The following is a 22182-nucleotide window of genomic DNA, read 5'->3' on the forward strand; positions in this document are numbered from 1 at the left end:
GTCGTCCAGAAGCCGGCCTGCCCTAAAGCCCCCTCACCCTCGGCCCGGCCCCGCCCAGCAGCAGTTCTGTCACCGCCCAGACCAGCGCATCGACCCGGTCCGGCGAATGGCCGTCGCTTCGGCCGTCGACGCCGAAGCTGCACATTTCGTCTTCCAGCGCCGTCAGCCCCGCCACATGCGCCACCAGGCCGCGGCCATAAAGCGCTGCGACCGGTTCGGCGCGCATCCACTTGCCCCGCGTGGCGCGCACCGACCGCACCGGCACGCTGGCATCGACCTGGTCGATCACCCCGCGCACCAGGTCGCCGCCCTGGTTGACCTCGACCACGATGGCGTCAGCCTCGTGGGCATGAAAGGCCGCCACGGCGCGCCGCGCCCAGTCGAGCGGCAGAACCTGCTTGAGCGTTGCATCCTCGAGCACTACCGCCCCCTCCCCCAGCCGCCCGGCGACAATGATGCCGCAGGCGTCGGAACGAGCATTGCCGGTCACCGGCGGATCGACCGCCACGACGATGCGCTCCACGGTGCCGTCCGCCGGCCGATGAAACATCCCCCGCTGCCACAGCGCCCCGGGCAGATCGTCGATCAGCTCGCCATCGAGCTCCTGGCGACCCAGGATCGTCCCGCGATAGCGGGCGACGATGGCCTTGAGAAAACCGCGCGCCAGAAACCGGTTATCATCGGTTTTCATGCGCGTTACGGCTGTCTGACTATCCTCCAGCAGGCGCCGCATCAGCTTGGTCGGCCGCGGCGTCGTGGTTGCCATCTGCCTGGGCCGCGTACCCAATCGCAGGGTGAACTGGAGATTGTCCCAGGCGGCTTCCGCCTTTGGCCATTTGCCGACCTCATCGCTCCACGCTGCCGCGAATTGCGGCCCCCGGAAACCTTCCGGATTGGACGCCGAAAGCACCATGGCCTCGACCCCATTGGGCCAGATCAGGCGGTTGTCCCTGAGCAGCGGCCGCTCATCGGGCGGATGCACTCGCAGCAGCCCGCTCTCGCCGCGCACCATGATTGCAATGGCCTCGGTGATCGTCTGGCCGACCAAAGCGATAGGCGTCACCTCTTCGCGGGCCAGCTGCCGCACCCATTCGGCGCCAGCCCTGGTCTTGCCCGAACCACGGCCGCCAATCATCAGCCAGGTCGTCCAGTCGCCATCGGGTTCGCGCTGCGGCGCCTCTGCCCAAAGGGGCCACTCGAAATAGAGGGAGATGGCCTCTGTTTCCTCAAGTGCGTCCAGCAACCTGTCACAGTAGGCGTCATCATCGACCTCATCGCTGCTGTTTGAGCTGTTCAATTCGCGCCGCCAACTTGTTGCGTATGTCGCTCATTTCCTTGCGCTTGGTCGGCCGTTTGGCCTGTTGCGCATTGTCGAGTTCGATCAGCTTTTCGAGCGTCTTGGTCATGGTGCCCAGCAGGGCAGCATTCTTGTCCACCGGCTTGTCCATTTCTTTCTCCAGGGCGCGGACCTGTCCGTCCAGCACCCGCATCATGCGATTGATCAACGGGACAACCCGCAGGCTCCAGTCATTGCGCATCTGCCAGCCATGGCGCTCGCGGCGGAAGCGCAGCTGCGCTTCGGTGATGCCGAAGCGGGCGCATATCTGCGGCAAGGTGCCGATGCTCTGCTCGTAGTCCATCTGCACCGCCGCCCAGTCCACATTGGGCTTTGCTGTGTCATCCATGCCCATGACTCACTTGTGAATCCCCCCGGCACCGCGTCGCGGAACCCTCTGACTCCGCCGCGGATTCCCCAGCAAAGCTGTCCACCTGGGAGAGCCCCGATGTCCGCCGCCATCGCCCATATCCACTACCAGCCCGAAAGCCGCGAACTCTCGATCTGGTTCGGCCCGGCGGGCCGGCGCTATACCTATTTCGACGTGCCCGAAGCGGTCTATGAAGCCCTGTGCGACGCGCCCTCGCGCGGCCGGTATTTCAACCAGGCGATCCGCGACCGCTTTGCCTGCGCGCTGGCCGATGCATCGCCGCTGCGCAACCGCCGCTGGCGGGCTTTGCATCCGGGTTCTTCACCCACTTCTGCGACTGTGCCTGAACATTAGCATGCCGGCGTGACGCGGGGATAAGATGGATAAGTGAGGTTCGAAAAAAGCCGTCCACGCCAGGGCCCGAGGCGCCCTGGATCGCGGCAAGGCGCGGTACAGCACGGATATTCGGCACTTGCCACGGCCGCGCCGACATATTGATTAGACAAGATCAAAGGCCCTTGCATAGGCTCAGCCCGGCAGGCGCCTTTCGGAATCCCGGCAAGCCTGCAAGGAGGAAATGGATGAGAGTTTTGACGATTGCCCTGGCCGTGGTGGCCTCCTGCAGTCTGGCCATGCCTGCGGCTGCGCAGAAAAGCCCCCTCAAGGAGGGCGATTATGTCTGCCGCAACAACGGGCAGATCACCGGCTCATTCCAGATCGACAGCGCCTCGACCTATATCGATGGCGCGGGCCAGCAACGCAGCTACCAGTATGATCCGTCGCTCAACGTCCTCAATTTCGATAACGGGAAGCAGTATTTTATCGGCCGGGAGAACCTGCTCATCCTGGTGGAAAACGGCCAGATCGGCAAGCATGGCTGCATCAAACAGATCCGGTGACGCGCCAGGTGTTCAGCAGCCGGCGACTGCCAATATAAGGCGGCAGTCGGCCCGAGGCCGTGTGAGAACTCGGCGAAGCCGATCGCTCAGGTTGTTTTGCGATAGCAGGCGTCAGCCCTTGATGGTGCCGAAGACATGCTCGACGGTGCAGCGGCGGACCGCCATCGCGTCGGGCATCGCCTCGAACCGGCGCTCCATCTCATCGAGCACCGCATCATGCTCCCATCGCCGGATGCGCTTCTCCTTGCCGGCCGTGCAGAGGGGGCGGGATGGGCAGGCACCACAGGCCTTCTGGTTGAAGTACACGCTGATGAGCTTGCCGCCTTCCTCCCTGGCGAAGCGTTTCTGCAGCTGCTGTCCGGCTGGGCAGCGATAAGTGTCGGTCTGCGGCTCATGCACGAACATGGCCTTGCCCCAGAAGCCACGCGCCTGGGCCGGTGAGGTGTTGGGCTTGGGCACCATGGGGACGATGCCGGCTTGCGCGCAGGAGCGGATCTGCTCGCCCTCATAGTAGCCGCGATCAGCAAGGGCGAGCATTTGGGCAGCGCCGGTCTCGGCCTGGGCGGCCTTGGCCATCTCCAGCAGGTGCGAGCGGTCATGGCCCCGGTTGGTCACAGCATTGGCCACCACAATATGGTGCTCGGTATCGACGGCCGCCTGCACATTATAGCCGACGACGCCGCGATGGTCGCTGCCGGTTGCCATGGCGCGGGCATCCGGATCGGTGAGCGAGATCTGCCCGTCAGGGGAGGCTCCCAGCTGCCGGCCAATCTCCTCGAGTTCGCCAAGGCGGCCGCGCAGTGATGCCAGTCGCTCGGTCAGGTGCTCGATCCGCGGCGTGGCCGGGCCGGTCTCTGCACCGTCGGCTTGCTCGAGCTCGGCGAGATAGCGCGCGATGCTCTCTTCGACATGGGCCCTGCGCCGCGCCAGCTTGCCCTTGGTGTAGTTTTTCTCGTGCGTGTTCACCGCGCGCAGACGTGAGCCATCGATCGCAACCATGCCACCACCGACCAGGCCAAGGGCTCGGCAGACGGCAACAAAGCGCTGGCAGGCGATCTGGATCGCACCAGCATTGTCATGGCGGAAGTCGGCAATGGTCTTGAAGTCAGGTACCAGCTTGCCGGTCAGCCACATCAGCTCGATATTGCGACCGGCCTCGCGCTCCAGCTTCCGGCTCGACGTCAGCTGATGGAGGTATCCATAGACATAAAGCTTGAGCATCGTGCCCGGGGCGTAACCGGGTCTGCCGGTCGCTGCCGGCTGCACGCGCGCGAAGCCGAGTTCGGTCAGATCGAGTTCATCGACAGAAGCATCGATGATGCGGACCGGGTTGTCAGCATCCACATAATCCTCAAGACAGGCCGGCAGAAAGCTCGCCTGCTGTCGGTTAGCAACTTCAACGAAACGTCCCATCTGGCACCTCCGAAGCAGTGCCAGATCATAGCAGAATCGGGAGTTTTCACACAGCCTCGACCCCATTTCGGTCGTAGAGCGCGACATTCTCGATGCCTGAAAGCTGCCATCTGGCGACGTCAACGTGCACCACGATGGCAAGGCATGAGCTAAGCCACGTCTTCCGGGTTAAGCCGTGGATGGGTCTCCTCACCGAATGCCCACAACACCAAGCCAGACACCATCATCGACAGTGCAACGAACCAGAACGTGGCCTCGAGAGCGCCACTGAAATGAGCAACCAGGCCAAGCCCGAGCGCGCCTATGCCGTATCCGAGGTCACGCCAGAATCGGTAGATGCCGATGGCCGAACCGCGCCAGCTGGGCGGTGCAATGTCGGCCACTGCTGCCGACAGATTGGGATAAAGCAGCGCCATGCCAAAGCCAGCGATGGCGGCCGATGCGGCCCACCACCAGACGCCGCCGCCCATCACCACCATGGCGACGCCTAAACCGGAAATCCACATGCCAAGCACATTGGGCCAATGACGCCCGACGTGATCGGAAAGCCGCCCGGTGAAGAGCTGTGAACCGCCCCAGGCGAAGCCGTAGGCGCCGACGATCCAGCCGATGGAGGCGAGGTCCATGCCCTTCTGGAACAGAAACACCGGAAAAATGACCCAGACCAGAGCATCGACGAACTTCTCGATCAGTCCGGCCTGGCTGATCGCGGCCATGCGCCGGTCGCGCCAGGACATCAGCGTGAACACCTCCCAGGTCGTCGGTCTGTCGGAGATGTTGCGGGGATAGCGCGGGCGATAGGCGCTGGCTTTGGCAGTGGCATGCGTCGCAGCCTCCGCCTTGGCCCACGGCAGGGTGTCGCGAACCCAGACCAGGGTGAGCACCAGCGCCGTGATCACTACGGCAAGCCCGAAAATCAGCAACCCTAGCCGGGCGCCGAGCGCCGTTGCAACATAGCCGGTGACAATGCCGGCCACCGCCACGCCTACATAACCGGCAAATTCATTGAGGCCGATCGTCAGACCCCGCTGGTCAGCACGGGTGATGTCGAGCTTGGACGTCTGGGTCATCGACCAGGCCAGACCCTGATTGATGCCCAGGAGCACGGTGGCCGCCACGATCCAGTTCCAATCAGGGGCGAAGTAGATCATGAACGGGACAGGCAGCGCCGCGATCCAGCCGAGCAGCAGCACGCGTTTCCGCCCGATCCGTTCGGACAGCCGGCCGGCAACGAAGTTCAGCACGCCCTTGACCATGCCGAAAGCGACAACGAAGGCGGTCAAGAGGATGAAGGAGCCACGGGCCACGCCGAACTCGGCTTCGGCCAGGGCCGGGACGACTGTCCGCATCATGCCCAGGGCAAAGCCCACCAACATGACCTGGAGAAGCTGATGGACAAACTGCGTCAGGTTCTCCCGAATGCCCCGCGTGAGCGTGCCGACATTGTCACCCGAAAACACTGCACCATCGCTCATGCGGCGATTTCCAGCCCGGCATTGCGGGCACGGCTGGCGGCCGCTTCCGGCGGTGGTGGCGGGATGTCAGCAACCATTTTCGCCACGAACTCGTCCTCATCGGAAATGCGGAATGCCCTGTTGAAACGCTTCTCGAAGCCGATGGTCGAAGTCGGCTTGCCGCTGAGGCTGCGTCCGCACACCGAGCCGGAGAAGGCGCCAGGCAGCACCTCCAAATGGTCAGGCAGTGCCTTGAGACGTTCCACGCTGGCAAACAGCGCCCTGGCACCATCCTCGGCGCTGCTGGCAAGTTCGGTTCGGCCCATGTCGCCCACCATCAAGGTATGGCCGGTCAGCACGAACCACGGGTCTTCGGCGCGGATCCGATCGGTGGCCAGAAGCGAGATGTGTTCAGGGGTATGGCCCGGCGTGTGCATGATGGTGAGCAGGACATTGCCTAGCTCAAGCACGTTGCCGTCGCTCACGCCATGAAAGTCGAAGTTCGCCTTGGCGCCCGCGAACAGGGTGTACTTCGCACCGCTCGCCTCGGCCAGGGCACGACCCGACGAGATGTGGTCGGCATGGATATGCGTGTCGATCACGTAGAGTATCTTCATCCCGGTGGCAGCAGCAGCTTCGAGATAGGGTTCAAGAGGCCCGATAGGGTCGATCACCGCCGCTGACGCCTTGCCGCCGCAGCCCAAAAGGTAGGAGGCCCCTATGGGGTCGAAATGCAGGAACTGACGCAGGATCATGATGGAACTCCGCTAAGACCAATCCTTGCGGAGCGGTCCACTTTGTTATATTCAATAATTCCATTGAATGATCGAGCGATGTGTTGATGTCAAGTCCTTCACCCAAGCTGGCCCTGTTCGAGCAGTTCGCCCTGGTCGCCAAGACGCTGGGCCACCCGCAACGTCTTGAGCTGATCGAGCAACTGGGCCAGGGGCCGCGCAGCGTCGATCTGCTGGCAGAAAAACTCGGCTCGCCCATCGCCAATATCTCGCAGCATCTGCAGACCATGCGCCGCGCCGGGCTGGTCGCAGCGGAGCGCCAGGGCAAATACGTCGTTTATAGGCTGGCCGACGCCAGTGTCCTGGCGGCCATGCAGGCGATCCAGCGTGTGGCAGAGAATAACCTGGCCGAAGTCGACAAGATCGTCCGAGGTTATTTCGAGCAGCGTGACAGTCTGGAGCCGATTACCCGCGAGGAACTTTCAGACCGCCTGCGCGACGGCATGGTCACCGTGCTAGACGTTCGACCGGCAGACGAATTCGCTCTCGGTCACGTTCCCGGCGCGTTGAATGTGCCGCTTGCCGAACTCGACGCCCGCATGGCCACGCTCGACCCCGAAAAGGACATCGTCGCCTATTGCCGTGGAGCCTATTGCGTCATGTCCTTTGAGGCGGTGTCGCGCCTTCGGGTGCAAGGCTTCAGGGCTCGGCGCCTTGAAGACGGCATGCCTGAATGGGCGGCAGCCGGCAATGCCGTCGCGTCGTGATCGCCCTGAACCGGAAAGCAGCAACCATGCAGCCCATGCACCGACAAGTCTTCCTGCTGGCGACGGCACAGGCGCTGTTCCAGATCGTTTCGGTATTGGTGATGACCATTGGCGGCTTGGCCGGAAGCATCCTGGCCCCATCGCCGGAATGGGCGACCGCGCCAATCGCAGCGATGTTTCTTGGAACGGCTGTATCGACGGTTCCCGCTTCCATGTGGATGACACGCGTTGGTCGCAGGGTCGGCTTCGTCACTGGAGCCAGCTTGGGTACCTTGGGCGGCCTGGTGGCCGCAGGCGGGATGATGACCTCGTCCATCACCCTGCTCTGCGTGGGCACCTTCCTGGCGGGATGCTACCAAGGCTTCGCCCAGTTCTATCGCTTCGCAGCCGGTGAAGTCTCCGATGACAGTTTCAGGCCGCGTGCCATCTCGCTGGTGCTTGCCGGTGGTGTGGTGGCAGCCCTTATCGGGCCGCTCCTGGCGCGATGGGGCGGCGAACTCATGCAGCCCATGTACACGGCGTCCTTCCTGTTCCTGTCGGTCGCTTCGGCCCTGGCCGTTGGCGTGCTGCTTGGCGTGAACGTCCCGCAGAGCGTGGACACCGCCGATGAGCGGGCCGCGGTACGGCCCCTCCGTGAAATCGTGCTGCAGCCAACCTATCTCGTCGCGCTCTTCGGCGCCGTCACCGGCTATGGCATCATGATCCTCGCTATGACGGCAACACCATTGGCCATGGTGCACCATCAGCACGACTTGGGGGCCACCTCGACCGTGATCCAGCTGCATGTGCTGGGCATGTTTCTCCCCTCGTTCTTCACCGGTTCCCTCATCGCCCGATTTGGCGTGCTGCAGGTCATGCTGGCTGGCATCATGCTGCTGACCGGCCACGTGCTTTTCAGCCTCTCCGGCACCGGCTTCTATTCCTTCACGGCGGCCCTGATCCTCCTGGGTGTCGGCTGGAACTTCCTCTATATCGGCGGCACCAACCTGCTGACCCGTACCTATGCAACCGCAGAGAAAGGCAAGGCGCAGGCTGCCAATGACCTCACCATCTTCCTGGTGGGGCTCGCATCATCGCTGAGTGCCGGCATTTTGCAGAACACCATAGGTTGGCAGGCGCTCAACGTATGGCTTCTACCCTGGCTGGCCCTGGCCGCTGCGGCGATCCTTTGGCTACGCATGTCGCCGAAGGGCGCCGTAGTCCGAGTTTAGTCTGCAGGCGGAGCGCGGACCAGTGTCCGTATGTCTGACTCCGCACCAGCTGGCCCAAAAGCCGCCAGACCCCTTTCCACCCCATCTCCACCCCGTCCCCTACCCCTCCCGCGCAAAATCCATCGCCGTCTCCAGCGCCGCCAGATCGCTCTCTGCCGTCAGGGCCTGGCGGGCGCGAGCGGCGACGTCGTGGGCCATGGCGAGGGCCGGCGCCTTGAGGTCGGGGCTGCAAAAGGCCAGGGTCTTGAGCCCGACCAGAAGGCGCAGCACCAGCTCGATGGTGGCCGCGCCGTCGCGGGCAATAGGGCGGAAAGCGTCGTTGATCAGGTCGGCCGGGTCGAGCGGGGGCACCGAAATGCGGTCATGGCGCGGCGTCCAGTCGGGGTCGGCGGCGGGACGGTCGATCAGCACGCGCACCAGCGTGCCGACCACGTCGATGGCGGTGCCCGGATCGTTGATGGCCGGTGACAGCGCCTTGGAGGCGATCTCGCCCAGCACGACGAGGCCAAAGCGCGGGTCGCTGTAGAAGGTGCGGCGGTCGCCCACGACAAAGGCCGCCTGCAGTTCATCCACCGCCTCGGCGGGCACCACGCCCTCGATCCGCATCAGCGGGCGGTTGGGCGAGACGTAGGCGCCCGGCCGGGCCGTGATGGCGATGGTCAGGTCATGCGCCTGGGCCAGAGCCTGTAGCTGGCCGGCATCGACATGCTGCACATAGCCCACCTTGGTGGCGGTGATGGGCAGGCCCTGCGGCGCCACCAGCTGCAGCCGGCAGTCGAAGACCGGGTGCTCGCCCGACAGCGCGAAGGCCTCGCGCGTGGCCCGCTCCACCCGGTCAATGGTGTGGCCGACCCGGCCAATGGCCGAAATCTGACCGATCCAGCGGATCAGTGCGGTCACCACCAGCACCACCACGGCCAGGGTCACGGCAAACAGGAACAGCCGCCCGGCCTCGCTATAGAAGCCCGCCGACAGGCCGATAATGCCGACAATGGAGAACAAGAACGCCCCGATGAACATCGAGATCGAGGTCTGGGCGCTGCGATCGGCGGTGATCAGCGCCACGGCCCGCGGCGAGGTCGAGCTCGAGGCGCTCGCCAGCGCCGCCACCATGGTGGAGAGAGCAAACACCGCCACCGTCAGCAGGCTCGAGGCCAGAATGGTCAGGATCGACACCACGGCGTCGGACGGCATGGTGAAGGGCAGGTCTTCAGGGGCAAAGCGGGCCAGAAACCAGGCAATGACGATGCTGAGCACCGCCAGCAGCGAAAAGGCCGCCGGCAGGAACCACATGCGCTGGGCGATCTGGCGAAGCTGGAATGTAAACTGACTCATCGGTCCCCCTGCCCTCAGTAACGCGAAGCGCGGGCAAAGGGTTGTCGATATTGCGCCCTAGAGGCGAACGAATTCGACCTGCTGGCAGGCGATGAGCTGGCAGCCGCGCAGCGACAGCCGATTATGGCTGACCAGGGTCAGCGCGCCATCGACGGTGTGGCCCTCATAGGTCACCACGCCCTGCCACTGGTTGTCCGCTACCGGCCGGGCCTGGCGCACCACCAGCGTATTGAGCTGGGCCAGGTTCTCCGGCGAGCGGGCATCGGCGCGCAGCCAGGTCAGCTTGGCGCAGAGTTCGGTGCCGTCGCCGCACAGGCTCACCGCATAGCGCGACTCTCCCGTCGTGGTCTGCCAGCTGCCCACCGGGCTGGGGTCCTGGGCCAGGGCCGGCACGAGGCCCGCCAGCAGCAAAGCCAGGGCAGCAATGGTCTTGTTCAGCGTCATGACATGTCTCGACTAACAGGTCTGGCCAGCGCCCGGGCCCGACGGCGCCGTGCGGCAGCTTGATGGAATGGCGACCGGGTTACCGCCGGCGCAAACCGGAAGGGGCCCGATCGTGTTATCCATCCAGATTACATCGCCGTGGCGATGATGTGGCATGCCGGTTCAGCACACCAGCCTTGCGGCCCGGCCTCCCCCAGGCACGAGGCCGCTATGCAGGAAGGCCACCAGGCTATGACTCCTCCACCCGCTTCCCTTCGCCCCACCCCCTTCACGCCTCCACGTCTTCCTCCGCGCCCCTCCACGCCTGCACCCCGCCTCTCCCGCCACCGCCTGAAGTACCGCCGCCACTGTTCCCTCACCTCACCTCTGACTCTGCCTCTGCCTCAACCTTGACATCGCCGCGCCTTTGCTTGATTGAATTGAATTCAGTTCAATGACGGATAGACGCGATGGCCGCAAAAATCGGCACGAGGGAGAAACTCATCCATGCCGCCGAGCAGGAGCTGATCGCCGGCAATGGCGCGCTGGAAATGCAGGCGGTCGCCCGGCGGGCCCAGGTGTCGGTCGGGCTGGCCTACCATCACTTTGGCTCGCGGGCGGGGCTGATCGCGGCCGTTGTCGAGGCCTTTTACAGCCGGCTCGATGCGGCCGCGTTTACCCGCGCCCCGCTATCGGGCCGGAGCTGGGCCGCGCGGGAACAGCAGCGCATCGCCGCCTATATCGGTTTTCACTATGGCCATGCCTTCGCGCCGCTGGTCATCGGCGCCCTCAGCCGCGCCCCCGAAGTGCGTGATGTGGAAACCGCCTTTACCAACCGCCAGCTCGCGGCGGGGGCGCGGATGATCGCGGCCGCGCAGCGCGACGGCATTATCGCCAGCGCCATCGACCCGGCTCTCACCATTGCCCTGATGATCGGCGGCATCCGGCAGGCACTGCTCTTCGCCCTGGCGCAGCAGCCGCGGCCCGCCCGCGAGGCACTGACGCGCGAAATCTGGGCCTTCATGACTGGTGCCCTGGGCCTGACCGAGCGCGCCCAGGTGCCGCTGGCGCCGGACGAGCTGCCGAACTGACCCCGCCTGCCCCATTCGAGGAGATTTCCGTGTCCGATCCCGCCGCCTTTCACACGCCGCAACCGTCCTACAGCCAGCAGGACCTGCTCGCCTCCGGCCAGGGCGGCTATTTCGGTCCGGGCAATGCACAATTGCCGGCGCCGCCCATGCTGATGATGGACCGCATTACGGCGATCAGCCGCGATGGCGGCGCGCATGGGCTTGGCCATGTCGTGGGCGAGCTGGACATTGTCCCCGAGCTCTGGTTCTTCGCCTGCCATTTTCCCGGCGATCCGGTCATGCCCGGCTGCCTGGGGCTCGATGCCCTCTGGCAGGTGATCGGCTTCTGGCTGGGCTGGTCCGGCTCGCCAGGCAGGGGACGGGCGGCCGGGGTCGGGGCGGTCAAGTTCCGCGGCCAGATCACGCCGCAGACCAGGATGGTGCGCTACGAGGTCGACATGCGCCAGGTCCGGCGCGGCAAGCTCGTGGTGGGCATCGCCGATGGCCGCGTCTTTGCCGACGATGTCTGCGTCTATACCGCCCAGGACCTCACGGTCAGCCTCATCGTTGCATCCAGCTGAAGGCCGCCCCTCAGCCGAACCGGCGCGCCGCGTCCAGCGCCAGGCCGAGCCCGACGCTGCCCAGCACGTCGGTGCGCACCAGTTCGGCGTCGGGGAACAGCGCCACCAGCCGGCTGGCAATGGCCGGCACCTGGGTGGAGCCGCCGGTCAGGATCAGGCTGTCGACCTGCGCGCTGCCAATGCCGGCGCGGCGCAGAGTCTCTTCTATGGTGGTCTCGATGCGCTCCACCGAATTGGCCAAGGCCGCAGTGAAATCGGCAATGGAGATGGGCGCGGCCAGAACCTGGTCGCGCACCGGAAAGGCGAAATCGGTGCGGTCGGCATCCGAGAGCGCGATCTTGGCGGCTTCGACGGCGCCGATCAGGCGATGGCCCAGCCGGTCCTCGATCAGCGCGATCATGGTGCTGACGCGTTCGGGCGCCTGTGCCTCGCGGCTGGTGCCGCGCAGGTCGCGCAGCGCCTGGGCGGTATAGAGCCGGTTGATGCGGTGCCAGGTGGACAGGTCGTAATAGGGCGCCACCGGCAGATGGCGCTTGCCGTCGCGGGTCAGCGTGCCCAGTCCCAGTTCGGGCATGACCCTGGCCATGGACAGCAGGCGGTCGAAATCGGTACCACCGACATGCACGCCCGCCGTGGCCAGGATATCGGCGCTGCGGTCACTGGCGCGGGCGCGCTCGGGCGACACGCGGACCACGGAAAAGTCCGAGGTGCCGCCGCCCAGATCGACGATCAGCGCCAGCTTTTCGCTGGTTACCTGCCGCTCATAGTCGAGCGCGGCGGCGATCGGCTCGAACTGGAATTCGACATGGCGGAAGCCCTGCGCCCGCACCGCCCCTTCGAGCTGGCCCTGTGCGGCGGCGTCGGCCTGGGGATCGTCATCGACGAAGTGCACCGGGCGGCCACAGACCACGCTGTCGACCGGGGCGCCCAGTTCGGCCTCGGCCCGCGCCTTGAGCGCGGCAATGAACAGGCCGATGATCTCGACAAAGCCATAGCTGACCGCCTTGACCCGCGTGCTGTCGCCGATCAGCGCCGTGCCCAGCACGCTCTTGAGCGAGCGCAGCAGCCTGCCATCGGCGCCGCTGACATATTCGGCCACCGCTTGGCGACCGAAATAGAGCTGGTCATCCTCGAAGCCGAAGAACAGCACGCTGGGAATGGTGGGCTTGCCGTCTTCGAGCGCCAGCAGCTGCGGCACGCCTTGGCCATCGACCCGGGCAAAGGTGGAATTGGACGTGCCGAAGTCAAGGCCGCAGGCGTGGGTCCAGGTCGAGGTCATGGCCGGTCATCCGTGGGAAGGCGGGCGCTGCTGCCCAAGGGATGGCCGTCTTAAGGGGTCAGCCGGCGCGGCGCAACCCGCTGCCGGGTTGCCCGTCAGCGCTCAAGCTGCCTTTTTCCGCTTGCGCTCCTGGGCCGGGCGCAGATCGATGGTCTCGAGCCGGCCGAGCCCCTTGCGCTGGGCCTTCTTGAGGGCCTCCAGCGCGGTCTGCAACAGTTTCTTGTCATAGGCGCCGCGCGGATTGTTGACCGCCAGGCCGATGCTCACGGTCACCGTGCCGGCATGGCTTTCCTTGTGCTCGAGCCCGAGGCGGCGCACGCCGTCATGCATCTTGGCGGCGCTGGAACGCGCCATCAACACCGGCAGGTCGGGCAGCACCACGACAAAGGTCGAGGCGCCCCAGCGCAGGCAGACATCGCTGTCGCGCGGCAGCATGTCGGCCAGGGCCTGCATGACGCTGGCGACGCAGTCGTCAGCGGCCGGCTTGCCATAGGCGGAGAGATAATCCTGCATGCGGTCGATCTCGACCACCAGCAGCGACAGGGACACATGCCGACCGGCAGCACTGGCCCAGCCATTGGCCAGTTCCTGCTCTATGCGCAGGCCCGGCTTGGGGCGCTTGCCGATGGCGCGGGCCATGGCGGGGAGATCGTCAGTGGGCGCATCCGCCCGCGGCGCCGGCCGCAAGGCCTCGAGCGCCCCGCGCACCCGCGACCAGAACGGTCCGCCGATGTCTTTGTCGATCATGGTGTCAGTCATTTGGTTGCCCATCCTAGGCCCAAGAGTCGCTCTGCACGCCACGATCAGGTCACAAGATGGTTAACGACTTATAAAGATGCGCGGGGAAGCTATCGCTGGCTGGTGGGATGCGGTGAACCGAACCCGCCTGTTGCCAGTAACGGCATGCAGAATCGAATGCTGGCAGCCGGCTATGGCCTGGTTCTTGCCACGCGAACACCAGGCTCTGGCCCGGTGCTGGCGGCCTTTGTGCGCCTAAAGCTCTTCGGGCGGTTCCCATTCGGGCCAGTCCACGGCGTGGTCTTCCCAGGTGTCGGGCTCGACATCGCTTTCGAGCACGGTGCGGCCCGAGATCGAGACGCCGACATCGACCACGGTCTGCGGATCGCCCGAGACCAGCGGGTGCCACCAGGCCAGGCCCTTGCCCTCGGCAATGCGGCGATAGGCGCAGGTGGTGGGGATCCAGGGGATTTCGCGCACATTCTTGGGCGTCAGCTTGATGCAGTCGGGCACCTTGGCCTGGCGGCCGGGATAGTCGGTGCAGGCGCAGGTATCGCCGTCGAGCAGCTGGCAGCGCACGTCCGAGGTGATCAGGATGCCGGTGTCCTCGTCCTCGAGCTTGAGCAGGCAGCAGCGGCCGCAGCCATCGCACAGCGCTTCCCACTCCGTCTCGGTCATTTCATCGAGGGTTTTTTCGTCCCAGAAGGCCATCTTAATCCACGGGTGATACTGAGGTGGTCGGTTTGCGCTTGTCTGGCGCTTGGCGCAATCATATTCCAGCGACCGCGTTGCATTGCAGCGTGTCGACGGACAAAACTCTGTGACACGCCGTTTGGGGATATTCGTGCAGGACCCGTTCTATACCAAGGAAAAGCGCAAGAAGGGCTCGGGCCTGCTGGCGGCCGATGCCTGGCTTGACTCCTCGCTCTATGAAAGCGGTCAGTCCATGGGCCGCTTCTGGACGCGTTTTCAGGACGTGATGTCGGTCTTTCATGTCGCCGGCTTCAAGCGCCTCGTCGTGGAGATTCTCTCGGACGGGTTTTCCTTCCTCGCCATCGGCTGCGTGCTCATGGTGGCCCTGGCCCTGCCCGCCTTTGACGCCACCGCGACCGGCGAGTTCAACAAGGCCGAGGATTATTCAGTCGTGTTCCTCGATCGCTTCGGCACCGAGATCGGCCGCCGCGGCATCCGCTCGGACGATTCCGTCGCCCTGGCCGACATGCCCGACTATCTGATCAAGGCGACGCTGGCCACCGAAGACCGGCGCTTTTACGAGCATTTCGGCATCGATGTCGTGGGCACGCTGCGCGCCCTGGTCAGCAATGCCGGCGGCGATGGCGGCACACAGGGCGGCTCCTCGATCACCCAGCAGCTGGCCAAGAACCTGTTCCTGAGCTCGGAACGCACCATCGAGCGCAAGATCATCGAGGCGTTCCTCGCCGTCTGGCTGGAATGGCACTACAGCAAGGACGACATCCTCAAGCTCTATTTCGACAATGCCTATATGGGCGGCGGCAATTTCGGCGTGGTGGCGGCGTCGGACTATTATTTCGGCAAGAAGGTGCAGGACATCAACCTGTCCGAAGCGGCCATGCTGTCGGGCCTGTTCAAGGCGCCGACCCGCTTCGCCCCCCATGTCGACCTGGCGGCGGCGCGCGGCCGCGCCAATCTGGTGCTGAGCAACCTGGTGGCCGCCGGCTTTCTGACCGAGGGCCAGGTAACCGCGGCGCGGCGCCATCCCGCCACCCCGATCGACCGGGTGGCCGATGCCAATTCACCCAACTACTTCCTCGACTGGGCCTTTGGCGAGGCCAAGCTGCTGATCGAGGCGGACTCGCACAACACCAATAATTTCGTGGTCCGCACCACTATCGACACGACGCTGCAGAAATATGCCGAAGAGGCAGTGATCTCCACGGTGCGCGAAGGCGCCGAGCAGTATGATGTCGAACAGGCCGCCATGGTGGTGACCGATACCAAGGGCGCCATCCGCGCCATGGTGGGGGGCATGGATTACGGCAAGAGTCAGTTCAACCGCGCCATCGTCTCGACCCGCCAGCCGGGCTCGGCCTACAAGATCTTCGTCTATTCGGAGGCCTTCGAGCAATTGGGGCTGACCCCCGCCGATACCATTACCGACCGGCCGGTCTGCATCGGCGACTGGTGCCCGCAGAATTATGGCCGCAGCTACAAGGGCAGCGTGACGCTGGCCAGCGCCTTTGCCCAGTCGCTCAATACCGTGCCGGTGACCCTGTCGATCAAGACCGGGCGCGACACCATTGCCGCGCTCAGTCACCGCATGGGGCTTCAGGCCGACTATCCGGTGACCCGCTCGCTGGCGCTGGGCGTGGCCTCGGTCTCGGTGCTGGACATGACCTCCTCATATGCCGTGCTGGCCAATGGCGGCCACAAGACCAAGGCCTATGGCATTACCCAGATGGCCACGCTGAGCGGCGAGCCGGTCTTTGACTATGACGAAGACGCGCCCACCGAGCGCATCCTGAGCGACACCACGGTGGCCAATATGAACACCATGCTGCGTGGCGTCGTCACCGGCGGCACCGGCAGGCGGGCCGAGGTCCCCGGCGTGCCGGTGCTGGGCAAGTCCGGCACGACCTCGTCCTATCGCGATGCCTGGTTCTGCGGCTTTACCGGCAATTACGTCGCCGCGGTGTGGTTCGGCAATGATGACTATCACCCCACCAATAACCTGACCGGGGGCACCCTGCCCGCCATCGCCTGGCAGAAGTTCATGGCCTATGCCCATACCAATATCGCGATCGCGCCGGTCTTCGGCGTCGATTTCGTGCCCGAGCCGGTCATTGTCGCCGACGCCGAGGCCGAGGCCGCCGCCGCGGCAGAAGTGCTGCAGCGGCCGCCCAGCCTGACACCCGACGCGGCGCGCAAGCTGGTGGTCCTGGCCAGCATGTTCCGCGCCAGCCTGACCGATGGCAGCGTCACCACCGAAGCCAGCACGCCGGTCCCCCTGGCGCGCGAAGCGCTGTAGGCACAAGACCTCCCAAGACTCAAAACCCTTGTGCGGCCGCTTGATGTAACTTATAAGTTACAGACATGTTCGAGGTCCGCCAGACGATCGTCTTCCGGGAATGGCATGAGGGTCTGCGCGACAGGCGCGCCGCCAGCAAGATCGCGCTGCGTATTGCCCGGGTCGAAGCCGGTCTGCTGGGAGATGTGAAGTTCTTTGGCGGCATCGGCGAGTTGCGCGTCGACTACGGCCCCGGCTACCGGGTCTATTTCACACGCCAGGGCGCTGTCCTCATCATTCTGTTGTGTGGCGGCGACAAATCCTCGCAGGCGCGCGACATCAAGTTGGCCACTGCCATGGCCAAGGAGGTCTAAATGAAAATTGAAACAGTCCCGTTTGATGCCGTTGCGTTTCTCGATGATGTCAGATCGCAGGCTGAACTGATCGACGACGCCTTCGACAGCGGGGACGCGCGCTATATTGCCCATGCATTGGGGCTGGTGGCACGATCGCGCGGCATGACCCAGGTCGCCAAGGATGCCGGGGTCACCCGCGAGGCGCTCTACCGGGCCCTCAGCCAGGAGGGCGACCCGCGACTGTCCACCCTGCTGGGCGTGATGAAGGCACTTGGCCTGTCCCTGCACGCCGAGGCGCAGGATAGCTCAGAGGTGGCCTGAACAGGCGCCCGTGACCGCATCGTTCAATAGAGGAGGTTTATTGTGACGGAGACCGTTACCATCACCCGTGCCGAATACGAACGCCTACTGGAAGTTGCTGAGGCGATGGATGATGTCGCCGCCTATGACCGGGCCAAGGCGGCTTTGACCGCAGGCGAGGAAGAATTGATCCCTTCCGAATACGCCAACCGCATGATCGACGGCGAAAATCCAGTCCGCGTTTTCCGCGATCTGCGCGGCCTCAGCCAGACGGCGCTGGCGGCCGCTTCCGGCGTCAACCGCGTGCAGATCGCCGATATAGAGGCGGGTCGCAAGACCGGCTCGGTGGCCACGCTGCGCAAGCTGGCTGACGCCCTGGCTGTCACTCTCGACGATCTGGCCTGACCTCCCGCGCAACGCCACCCAGCGCCGCTCGTCACGTCATATCGATGAGGAAGGCCAATGACCGAGAACAAGCCCGTTACGCCCAGTTCCTGGGTTGATCCCGACGATGCTCCTGAGCTGACCGATGACTGGTTCGCGCAGGCCGATCAGCATGAGGCCGGTACGCTGATCAAACGCGGTCGCCCCGCTTTGGCCACGCCGAAGCAGCATATCAATATCCGGCGCGACGCCGACATTGTCGATCGGCTCAAGGCCGAAGGCCCCGGCTGGCAGAGCCGCGCCAACGCGCTGCTGCGCAAGGCTGTCGGTCTCTGAGCCTCACCCTCGACGATCTGGCCTGAGCGCCTGATCCACCCTTCCGCCTCGGGCACCCCCTTGCTATAGGCTGGGAGCAAGCCCCTCTCGCGCAGGTTCGTCTCGCCCATGCCGATTTTGACTCCGAGCCGCTAGACCGTGCGCTTTGTCCTCTATCTGCTGATGATGATTGCCGTGGCGCTGAGCGTCGGCTTCGGGCTGAGCTATTATGCGCTGACCGACGGCAGGCTGTTCGGCGCGGTGCAGGTCGGCCCCTGGCTCGCCTGGCCCGATGTCGGCGCGGCCGCTCCCAACCCCTATACGCGGGGCCTGCTGGCGCGGCAGGCGCAGCTGCAACTGGGCCAGGCCGAGGGCCTGCGCTTTGTCGCCAGCATGGATGGCGACGACCAGCCGCTGACGCGCGACTGCAGCTATCGCGTCGCCGGCATGACCCCGCTGGCCACGGCCTGGACGCTGGTGGCGCTGGATGCCGATGGCCGAAATGTCGCCGCGCCGGACACCGCTCAGGCCATGCGTTCGAGCGGCCTGGTCCGGCGCAATGACGGCAGCATCGAGATTGCGGTGGGGACGCGGCTGATGCCCGGCAACTGGCTCGAGCTCGCCGGCAACGGCCCCTTCAGCCTGGTGCTGACCCTTTACGACACCGCCGCCTTTTCCGGCTTTTCCAGCGATGCGGCCATGCCCATCATCGTGCGGGGGCGCTGTTCATGACGCGTTTCCTGCTCTGGCTGCTCGGCGGCGTGGTGCTGGGCGGCATCATCCACCTCATCGTCATTCTCACCCTGCCCCTGCTGGATGAAGATACGGTGTGGACCAGGGTCGCGGCGCTTGGTCTGGGCGATGGCATGGTCATCCTGCCCGAGATCGCGGCGGGCGAAGCCAATCCGCTCGGGCTCGATCCCGAAGTGATCTATGGCCTGTGCCGGCTCGATCTGGCGCAGGGGCCGGGCTATCTGCGCGGCGTGCTGCCCGACGCCCCCTGGTCGGTGGCGCTGTTCAACCAGGCGGGCCTGGTCACCTATTCCACGACCAATCGCGATGGTATCGGTCAGACCCTCGATCTGGGCATTTTCAACGCCGCCCAGACGCGGCTGCTGGCGCAGCAGCAGCTCGATGTCGCCGAAGGTGTACTGGTGGTGGAATCGGCCGCCGACAGCCTGTTTGCGGTGGTCCGTCTGCTGCCACCTCACCAGGCCATGCGCGCCCGCTTCGCCGCCGTGCTGGCCCAGGCCAGCTGCGGCAACCGCGGCTGATCGGCGACAATCCTTCAGGCTGGCGGCCAGGCCCGCCCTGCATCCAACTTCCGCTTAAGAAGCCGCCCGCCCTGCACCACCGCGTGGCGCGCCTGCTATTGCAGGTTCTGCGGTACCCCGTCGGCGAGCGTGTAGTAGTCGCCCTTGTCGGCGACAAAAATATGCAGGCCGATCCTGGTATGGGTCGGCCCGTCGAACGCCCCCAGCATGATGCCGATCCAGTCGCGCTGTAGCGGATCGAAGAATAGCGACGAGCCGCAGGTGGCGCAGAAGCCGCGCCGCACCTTTTCCGACGAATGATACCAGGTGAGCGCTTCGGCGCCGCTGATACGCACCCGGTCGCGCGGCAGGTCGACGCCCGCCTCGTAGTGCCCGGTATGCTTGCGGCACTTGCTGCAGTGGCAGGCCGCGCCCTCGGGCAGTTCCCCGTCGACCTCGAACCGCACCGCGCCGCACAGGCATGATCCCCGATGCATCAGCCGCCCTCCCCGCCGGCGTGCCGCTCAGCGCGGCAGCCGTCAGCCTATCTGGCCCGGCCGTAAACCATAAATCAAGCTCACCCCGGACTCTTGGCCCGCTGCTGCGTTAAGCTTTGGTAAACCATAAGCCAGAGGCTGACATGCGCGTTCCATCCACCGGCCAGCCGCTCGACGAACGCCGCATCGTGCGCGAGGGCTATCGCCTTGCCGAGCGGATGATGGCCAATTACCGGGATCCACCGGGCCTGATCGAGACCCTGGCGATCTGGCTGGCCAGCGCCCGCCAGACCGCCCGCACCGCCTTTCGCGCCGTGCTGCGCGGCTGAGGCCCGCCTACATGGCCATGGTCTCGGCGACCTCGATGGTGCCGCGCGCCGAAAAAATCGGGCAGGCCTTAGCGTGCTTGAGCGCGGTGGCCATGCTGTCGGCCTCCACCAGCATATAGCCCGACACCGGATCGCCCACCGGGGCGGTCTTGCCATCGGCATCGAGGAAACTGGATTTGCCCAGGCCCGCGCCGGGATCGAGCACCGCCTGGCCCATGCCGGCCAGCCAGGCATTCCACTCGGTCATCATTTTCTGCCCCGCTTCCGGTCCCTCGGGCATGCCGCCGCGGAAGACGAATATGAATTTAGTCATTGCTGTTCCTTTCCCGTGTTGCAGCCAATGCGCGCGAGATTAGGAGTCGGCAAAATATGCTCAAGAACATATTCTGCGCGGATCTAGGGTAGCCAGACGGGAGGCCAGACATGCCCTATGCCAAGGACCACAAGCTCAATACGAGGGCCCGCATCGTCGAGGCGGCGCGCCGGCTGTTCAACACCCATGGCTATGACCGGGTGACGCTCGACATGGTGATGGCCGAGGCCGGCCTGACCCGCGGCGGCTTTTACGCCCACTTCGCCAGCAAGGAGGCCTTGTTCGCCGAAGCGGTGGACAGCTTCCTGATGGGCCGCGGCCTGCAGTGGCGCAACGAAGCCGGGATCGATCCGACAAGGGGTGAGCGGATCATGGCCGAGCGGATGATCGACGCCTATCTCAGCGACGCGCACCTGACCGATCTGGCCGGGCAGTGCCCGATGATCGCGCTGTCCTCCGATGTTGCCCGCGCCTCCGGCGCGGTGCGCGAGAGCTACCAGAAGCTGCTGGCGGCGATGATCTGGCTGTTCGAGGTCAATAGCGACGAGCAGGGTCAGGCGGCACGCGAAAAGGCCATGGCGATTTCGGCGCTCTGCGTGGGCGGCATGATCCTGGCCCGCACCCTGCCCGAAAGCGGCCTGGCCGACGAGGTGCGCCACGCCGCCCACGCCATGGCCCGCGATTTCTGCGCCCCGCACGAGGTCACGGGGCTAGCAGCGGACTGACAGGCCGGCGACCGGCCAGTGCGGGAGGATCGTATCGATTGCCGCAGCGAAGCGGCGGTAGTCCGAGGACTGACACTCCTATGCCGCTGCTGACCGTGCCGCCGCCATTTCCGCCAGACCCGCCTCTATGCTGATGACCGGGCGATAACCCAGCTCGCGCTTCGCCTTGCCGATATCGAGGCTGATCTCCACCGCTGAGGTGGCATAGACCTGCAGCGTGATCGGCAGGGTCACCCTACCCCCGGTCAAATTACCCAGCACATCGCCGATCCGCGCCATGGCATGGAGCAGCCCGCGCGGCACCGTCTTGTCGGTTACCGCCACGCCATTGGCCTCCAGCAGACCCGTCACCAGGGCCCGGAAGGTCCAGGGCGTGCCGTCGGTGATGAAATAGGCTTCGCCCCCGCGTCCTTTTTCCAGCGCCAGTGCCACCCCGGCACAGAGATTGGCGATATGGGTGCTCGAATTGGGGTAATTGCCCCCATCGATCCAGGCCAGCTGGCCCGAGCTTGCGGCGGCCAGCAGCTGCGGCAGGGCCGTGGTGTCGTCGCGGCCCCAGACCATGCGCGGCCGCACGGCCACGACGGCAAAGTCCGGCGTGCTGGCCGCCAGCGCCAGCCGCTCCGCCGCGCCCTTGCTGGCCGAATAGCTCCCGGCGGGTTGGCGCGGATAGGGATGCTCCTCCGTCACATGGACCAGCGGCCGGCCGTCGAGCAGCACGGATTCGCTGCTGATATGCACCACCCGGCTGACCCCGGCGCGCTGTGCGGCGTCCAAGACCTTCTGCGTACCATCCAGATTAGTCGCTAGCTGAGCCGGCGTGCCGCGGCCATGGTCGGTATCGGCGGCGGCGTGGATCAGGGCCGTGCAGCCGCCCATGCCCGCGACCAGATCGGCGGAAAACAGGTCGCCGCGACAATACTGTGCCCCGAGGGCCGTGACCGTCGCCGCGGCGGCATCGGTGCGGGCCAGCGCCACGACCGGCCAGCCCAAAGCGACGAAATGGCGGATCAGGTTGCGGCCGACATAGCCGCTGCCGCCGGTGATGAAGAGTTTTTCGACTGTCATGGCTGTGGTCCTTCCGGAATGGGAGCAAGGCTCTGCCGGCGCCGGA

28 protein-coding genes are annotated in these 22182 nt (G+C 65.3%); 15 read left to right on the plus strand and 13 right to left on the minus strand.

Translation table 11 applies throughout. From position 1 onward, the window contains the following. Nucleotides 1–22 precede the first annotated feature (22 nt). Both AC4NN3_RS06930 and AC4NN3_RS06935 read right to left on the minus strand, forming a co-directional pair. Nucleotides 23–1297, minus strand: coding sequence for a DNA-packaging protein (locus tag AC4NN3_RS06930; protein ID WP_491926341.1), 1275 nt, complete (start codon nucleotides 1295–1297; stop codon nucleotides 23–25). Continuing rightward, complete coding sequence (locus tag AC4NN3_RS06935) at nucleotides 1272–1685, minus strand: hypothetical protein (RefSeq protein WP_491926342.1); 414 nt, start codon at nucleotides 1683–1685, stop codon at nucleotides 1272–1274. Before AC4NN3_RS06935 ends, AC4NN3_RS06930 begins: the two co-directional genes overlap by 26 nt. A 99-nt stretch (nucleotides 1686–1784) precedes the next feature. Here AC4NN3_RS06935 and AC4NN3_RS06940 point away from each other — a divergent pair, with 99 nt between their 5' ends. Together AC4NN3_RS06940 and AC4NN3_RS06945 are read left to right on the plus strand one after the other, a co-directional pair. Continuing rightward, the gene (locus AC4NN3_RS06940) at nucleotides 1785–2060 is read left to right on the plus strand and encodes a KTSC domain-containing protein (RefSeq protein ID WP_491926343.1); all 276 of its coding nucleotides are present in this window, start codon (nucleotides 1785–1787) and stop codon (nucleotides 2058–2060) included. Nucleotides 2061–2287: 227 nt separating this feature from the next. After that, the gene (locus tag AC4NN3_RS06945; RefSeq protein WP_491926344.1) at nucleotides 2288–2605 is read left to right on the plus strand and encodes a hypothetical protein; all 318 of its coding nucleotides are present in this window, start codon (nucleotides 2288–2290) and stop codon (nucleotides 2603–2605) included. 111 nt (nucleotides 2606–2716) lie between these two features. On the opposite strand, the gene AC4NN3_RS06950 is transcribed toward AC4NN3_RS06945, so the two are convergent. The 3 genes from AC4NN3_RS06950 to AC4NN3_RS06960 all read right to left on the minus strand — a co-directional run bounded on the left by AC4NN3_RS06950 (nucleotide 2717) and on the right by AC4NN3_RS06960 (nucleotide 6227). After that, nucleotides 2717–4018 (minus strand): IS1182 family transposase, encoded by a 1302-nt coding sequence (locus AC4NN3_RS06950; RefSeq protein ID WP_491926345.1) that lies wholly within the window; start codon nucleotides 4016–4018, stop codon nucleotides 2717–2719. A 149-nt stretch (nucleotides 4019–4167) separates the two neighbouring features. Further along, nucleotides 4168–5493: an MFS transporter gene (locus tag AC4NN3_RS06955; RefSeq protein WP_491926346.1), complete on the minus strand. Its 1326-nt coding sequence runs from the start codon at nucleotides 5491–5493 to the stop codon at nucleotides 4168–4170. Beyond that, a complete protein-coding gene (locus AC4NN3_RS06960) occupies nucleotides 5490–6227 on the minus strand; it encodes an MBL fold metallo-hydrolase (protein ID WP_491926347.1) in 738 nt (245 codons plus the stop codon). The genes AC4NN3_RS06955 and AC4NN3_RS06960 overlap by 4 nt, the downstream gene beginning before the upstream one ends. 86 nt (nucleotides 6228–6313) lie before the next feature. Between AC4NN3_RS06960 and AC4NN3_RS06965 the strand changes: the two genes are divergently transcribed. Then, entirely contained in the window at nucleotides 6314–6973 is a 660-nt protein-coding gene (locus AC4NN3_RS06965; protein WP_491926348.1) for an ArsR/SmtB family transcription factor, read from the plus strand. Then, nucleotides 6940–8184 (plus strand): MFS transporter, encoded by a 1245-nt coding sequence (locus tag AC4NN3_RS06970; RefSeq protein ID WP_491926349.1) that lies wholly within the window; start codon nucleotides 6940–6942, stop codon nucleotides 8182–8184. The genes AC4NN3_RS06965 and AC4NN3_RS06970 overlap by 34 nt, the downstream gene beginning before the upstream one ends. Nucleotides 8185–8283: 99 nt before the next feature. On the opposite strand, the gene AC4NN3_RS06975 is transcribed toward AC4NN3_RS06970, so the two are convergent. Together AC4NN3_RS06975 and AC4NN3_RS06980 are read right to left on the minus strand one after the other, a co-directional pair. Beyond that, nucleotides 8284–9519 carry a DUF2254 domain-containing protein gene (locus tag AC4NN3_RS06975; protein WP_491926350.1) on the minus strand — a complete coding sequence of 412 codons (1236 nt, stop codon included), beginning with the start codon at nucleotides 9517–9519 and terminating at the stop codon, nucleotides 8284–8286. A 57-nt stretch (nucleotides 9520–9576) separates the two neighbouring features. After that, nucleotides 9577–9963, minus strand: a complete 387-nt coding sequence (locus AC4NN3_RS06980) for a DUF2147 domain-containing protein (RefSeq protein WP_491926351.1) — start codon at nucleotides 9961–9963, stop codon at nucleotides 9577–9579. Nucleotides 9964–10412: 449 nt separating this feature from the next. On the opposite strand from AC4NN3_RS06980, the gene AC4NN3_RS06985 reads away from it, so the two are divergent. Beyond that, nucleotides 10413–11033 (plus strand): TetR/AcrR family transcriptional regulator, encoded by a 621-nt coding sequence (locus tag AC4NN3_RS06985; RefSeq protein WP_491926352.1) that lies wholly within the window; start codon nucleotides 10413–10415, stop codon nucleotides 11031–11033. Nucleotides 11034–11062: 29 nt separating this feature from the next. Beyond that, nucleotides 11063–11593: a bifunctional 3-hydroxydecanoyl-ACP dehydratase/trans-2-decenoyl-ACP isomerase gene (gene fabA / locus AC4NN3_RS06990; protein ID WP_491926353.1), complete on the plus strand. Its 531-nt coding sequence runs from the start codon at nucleotides 11063–11065 to the stop codon at nucleotides 11591–11593. Between the two features lie 10 nt (nucleotides 11594–11603). On the opposite strand, the gene AC4NN3_RS06995 is transcribed toward fabA, so the two are convergent. From AC4NN3_RS06995 to AC4NN3_RS07005, 3 genes are all read right to left on the minus strand, one after another. Then, nucleotides 11604–12872 carry an Hsp70 family protein gene (locus AC4NN3_RS06995; RefSeq protein WP_491926354.1) on the minus strand — a complete coding sequence of 423 codons (1269 nt, stop codon included), beginning with the start codon at nucleotides 12870–12872 and terminating at the stop codon, nucleotides 11604–11606. A gap of 102 nt (nucleotides 12873–12974) precedes the next feature. Further along, a complete protein-coding gene (locus AC4NN3_RS07000; protein ID WP_491926355.1) occupies nucleotides 12975–13631 on the minus strand; it encodes a diguanylate cyclase domain-containing protein in 657 nt (218 codons plus the stop codon). 234 nt (nucleotides 13632–13865) lie between these two features. Then, entirely contained in the window at nucleotides 13866–14321 is a 456-nt protein-coding gene (locus tag AC4NN3_RS07005; protein WP_491926356.1) for a YcgN family cysteine cluster protein, read from the minus strand. 109 nt (nucleotides 14322–14430) lie between these two features. Between AC4NN3_RS07005 and AC4NN3_RS07010 the strand changes: the two genes are divergently transcribed. The 7 genes from AC4NN3_RS07010 to AC4NN3_RS07040 all read left to right on the plus strand — a co-directional run bounded on the left by AC4NN3_RS07010 (nucleotide 14431) and on the right by AC4NN3_RS07040 (nucleotide 19225). Next, complete coding sequence (locus AC4NN3_RS07010) at nucleotides 14431–16617, plus strand: transglycosylase domain-containing protein (RefSeq protein WP_491926357.1); 2187 nt, start codon at nucleotides 14431–14433, stop codon at nucleotides 16615–16617. Nucleotides 16618–16682: 65 nt separating this feature from the next. Next, complete coding sequence (locus AC4NN3_RS07015) at nucleotides 16683–16970, plus strand: type II toxin-antitoxin system RelE/ParE family toxin (protein ID WP_491926358.1); 288 nt, start codon at nucleotides 16683–16685, stop codon at nucleotides 16968–16970. Next, the gene (locus tag AC4NN3_RS07020) at nucleotides 16971–17273 is read left to right on the plus strand and encodes an addiction module antidote protein (protein WP_491926359.1); all 303 of its coding nucleotides are present in this window, start codon (nucleotides 16971–16973) and stop codon (nucleotides 17271–17273) included. It abuts the gene before it with no gap. 42 nt (nucleotides 17274–17315) lie between these two features. After that, nucleotides 17316–17657, plus strand: a complete 342-nt coding sequence (locus AC4NN3_RS07025; RefSeq protein ID WP_491926360.1) for a helix-turn-helix transcriptional regulator — start codon at nucleotides 17316–17318, stop codon at nucleotides 17655–17657. Nucleotides 17658–17714: 57 nt separating this feature from the next. Further along, the gene (locus AC4NN3_RS07030; protein ID WP_491926361.1) at nucleotides 17715–17972 is read left to right on the plus strand and encodes a BrnA antitoxin family protein; all 258 of its coding nucleotides are present in this window, start codon (nucleotides 17715–17717) and stop codon (nucleotides 17970–17972) included. A gap of 138 nt (nucleotides 17973–18110) precedes the next feature. Continuing rightward, nucleotides 18111–18683 (plus strand): DUF1214 domain-containing protein, encoded by a 573-nt coding sequence (locus tag AC4NN3_RS07035; RefSeq protein ID WP_491926362.1) that lies wholly within the window; start codon nucleotides 18111–18113, stop codon nucleotides 18681–18683. Then, entirely contained in the window at nucleotides 18680–19225 is a 546-nt protein-coding gene (locus AC4NN3_RS07040; RefSeq protein ID WP_491926363.1) for a DUF1254 domain-containing protein, read from the plus strand. The genes AC4NN3_RS07035 and AC4NN3_RS07040 overlap by 4 nt, the downstream gene beginning before the upstream one ends. Nucleotides 19226–19320: 95 nt before the next feature. Here the strand turns inward: AC4NN3_RS07040 and AC4NN3_RS07045 are convergent, their stop codons facing one another. Beyond that, nucleotides 19321–19701, minus strand: a complete 381-nt coding sequence (locus tag AC4NN3_RS07045) for a GFA family protein (RefSeq protein WP_491926364.1) — start codon at nucleotides 19699–19701, stop codon at nucleotides 19321–19323. Nucleotides 19702–19844: 143 nt separating this feature from the next. Between AC4NN3_RS07045 and AC4NN3_RS07050 the strand changes: the two genes are divergently transcribed. Next, nucleotides 19845–20030 carry a hypothetical protein gene (locus tag AC4NN3_RS07050; RefSeq protein ID WP_491926365.1) on the plus strand — a complete coding sequence of 62 codons (186 nt, stop codon included), beginning with the start codon at nucleotides 19845–19847 and terminating at the stop codon, nucleotides 20028–20030. A 7-nt stretch (nucleotides 20031–20037) separates the two neighbouring features. Here the strand turns inward: AC4NN3_RS07050 and AC4NN3_RS07055 are convergent, their stop codons facing one another. Continuing rightward, nucleotides 20038–20343, minus strand: a complete 306-nt coding sequence (locus AC4NN3_RS07055; RefSeq protein ID WP_491926366.1) for a YciI family protein — start codon at nucleotides 20341–20343, stop codon at nucleotides 20038–20040. A gap of 110 nt (nucleotides 20344–20453) precedes the next feature. Between AC4NN3_RS07055 and AC4NN3_RS07060 the strand changes: the two genes are divergently transcribed. Next, entirely contained in the window at nucleotides 20454–21068 is a 615-nt protein-coding gene (locus AC4NN3_RS07060; protein WP_491926367.1) for a TetR/AcrR family transcriptional regulator, read from the plus strand. 78 nt (nucleotides 21069–21146) lie between these two features. Here AC4NN3_RS07060 and AC4NN3_RS07065 read toward each other — a convergent pair whose 3' ends face one another. After that, a complete protein-coding gene (locus AC4NN3_RS07065; protein ID WP_491926368.1) occupies nucleotides 21147–22136 on the minus strand; it encodes an NAD-dependent epimerase/dehydratase family protein in 990 nt (329 codons plus the stop codon). Nucleotides 22137–22182 lie beyond the last annotated feature (46 nt).

The organism is Devosia sp. MDV22-iso42, assembly GCF_058629155.1.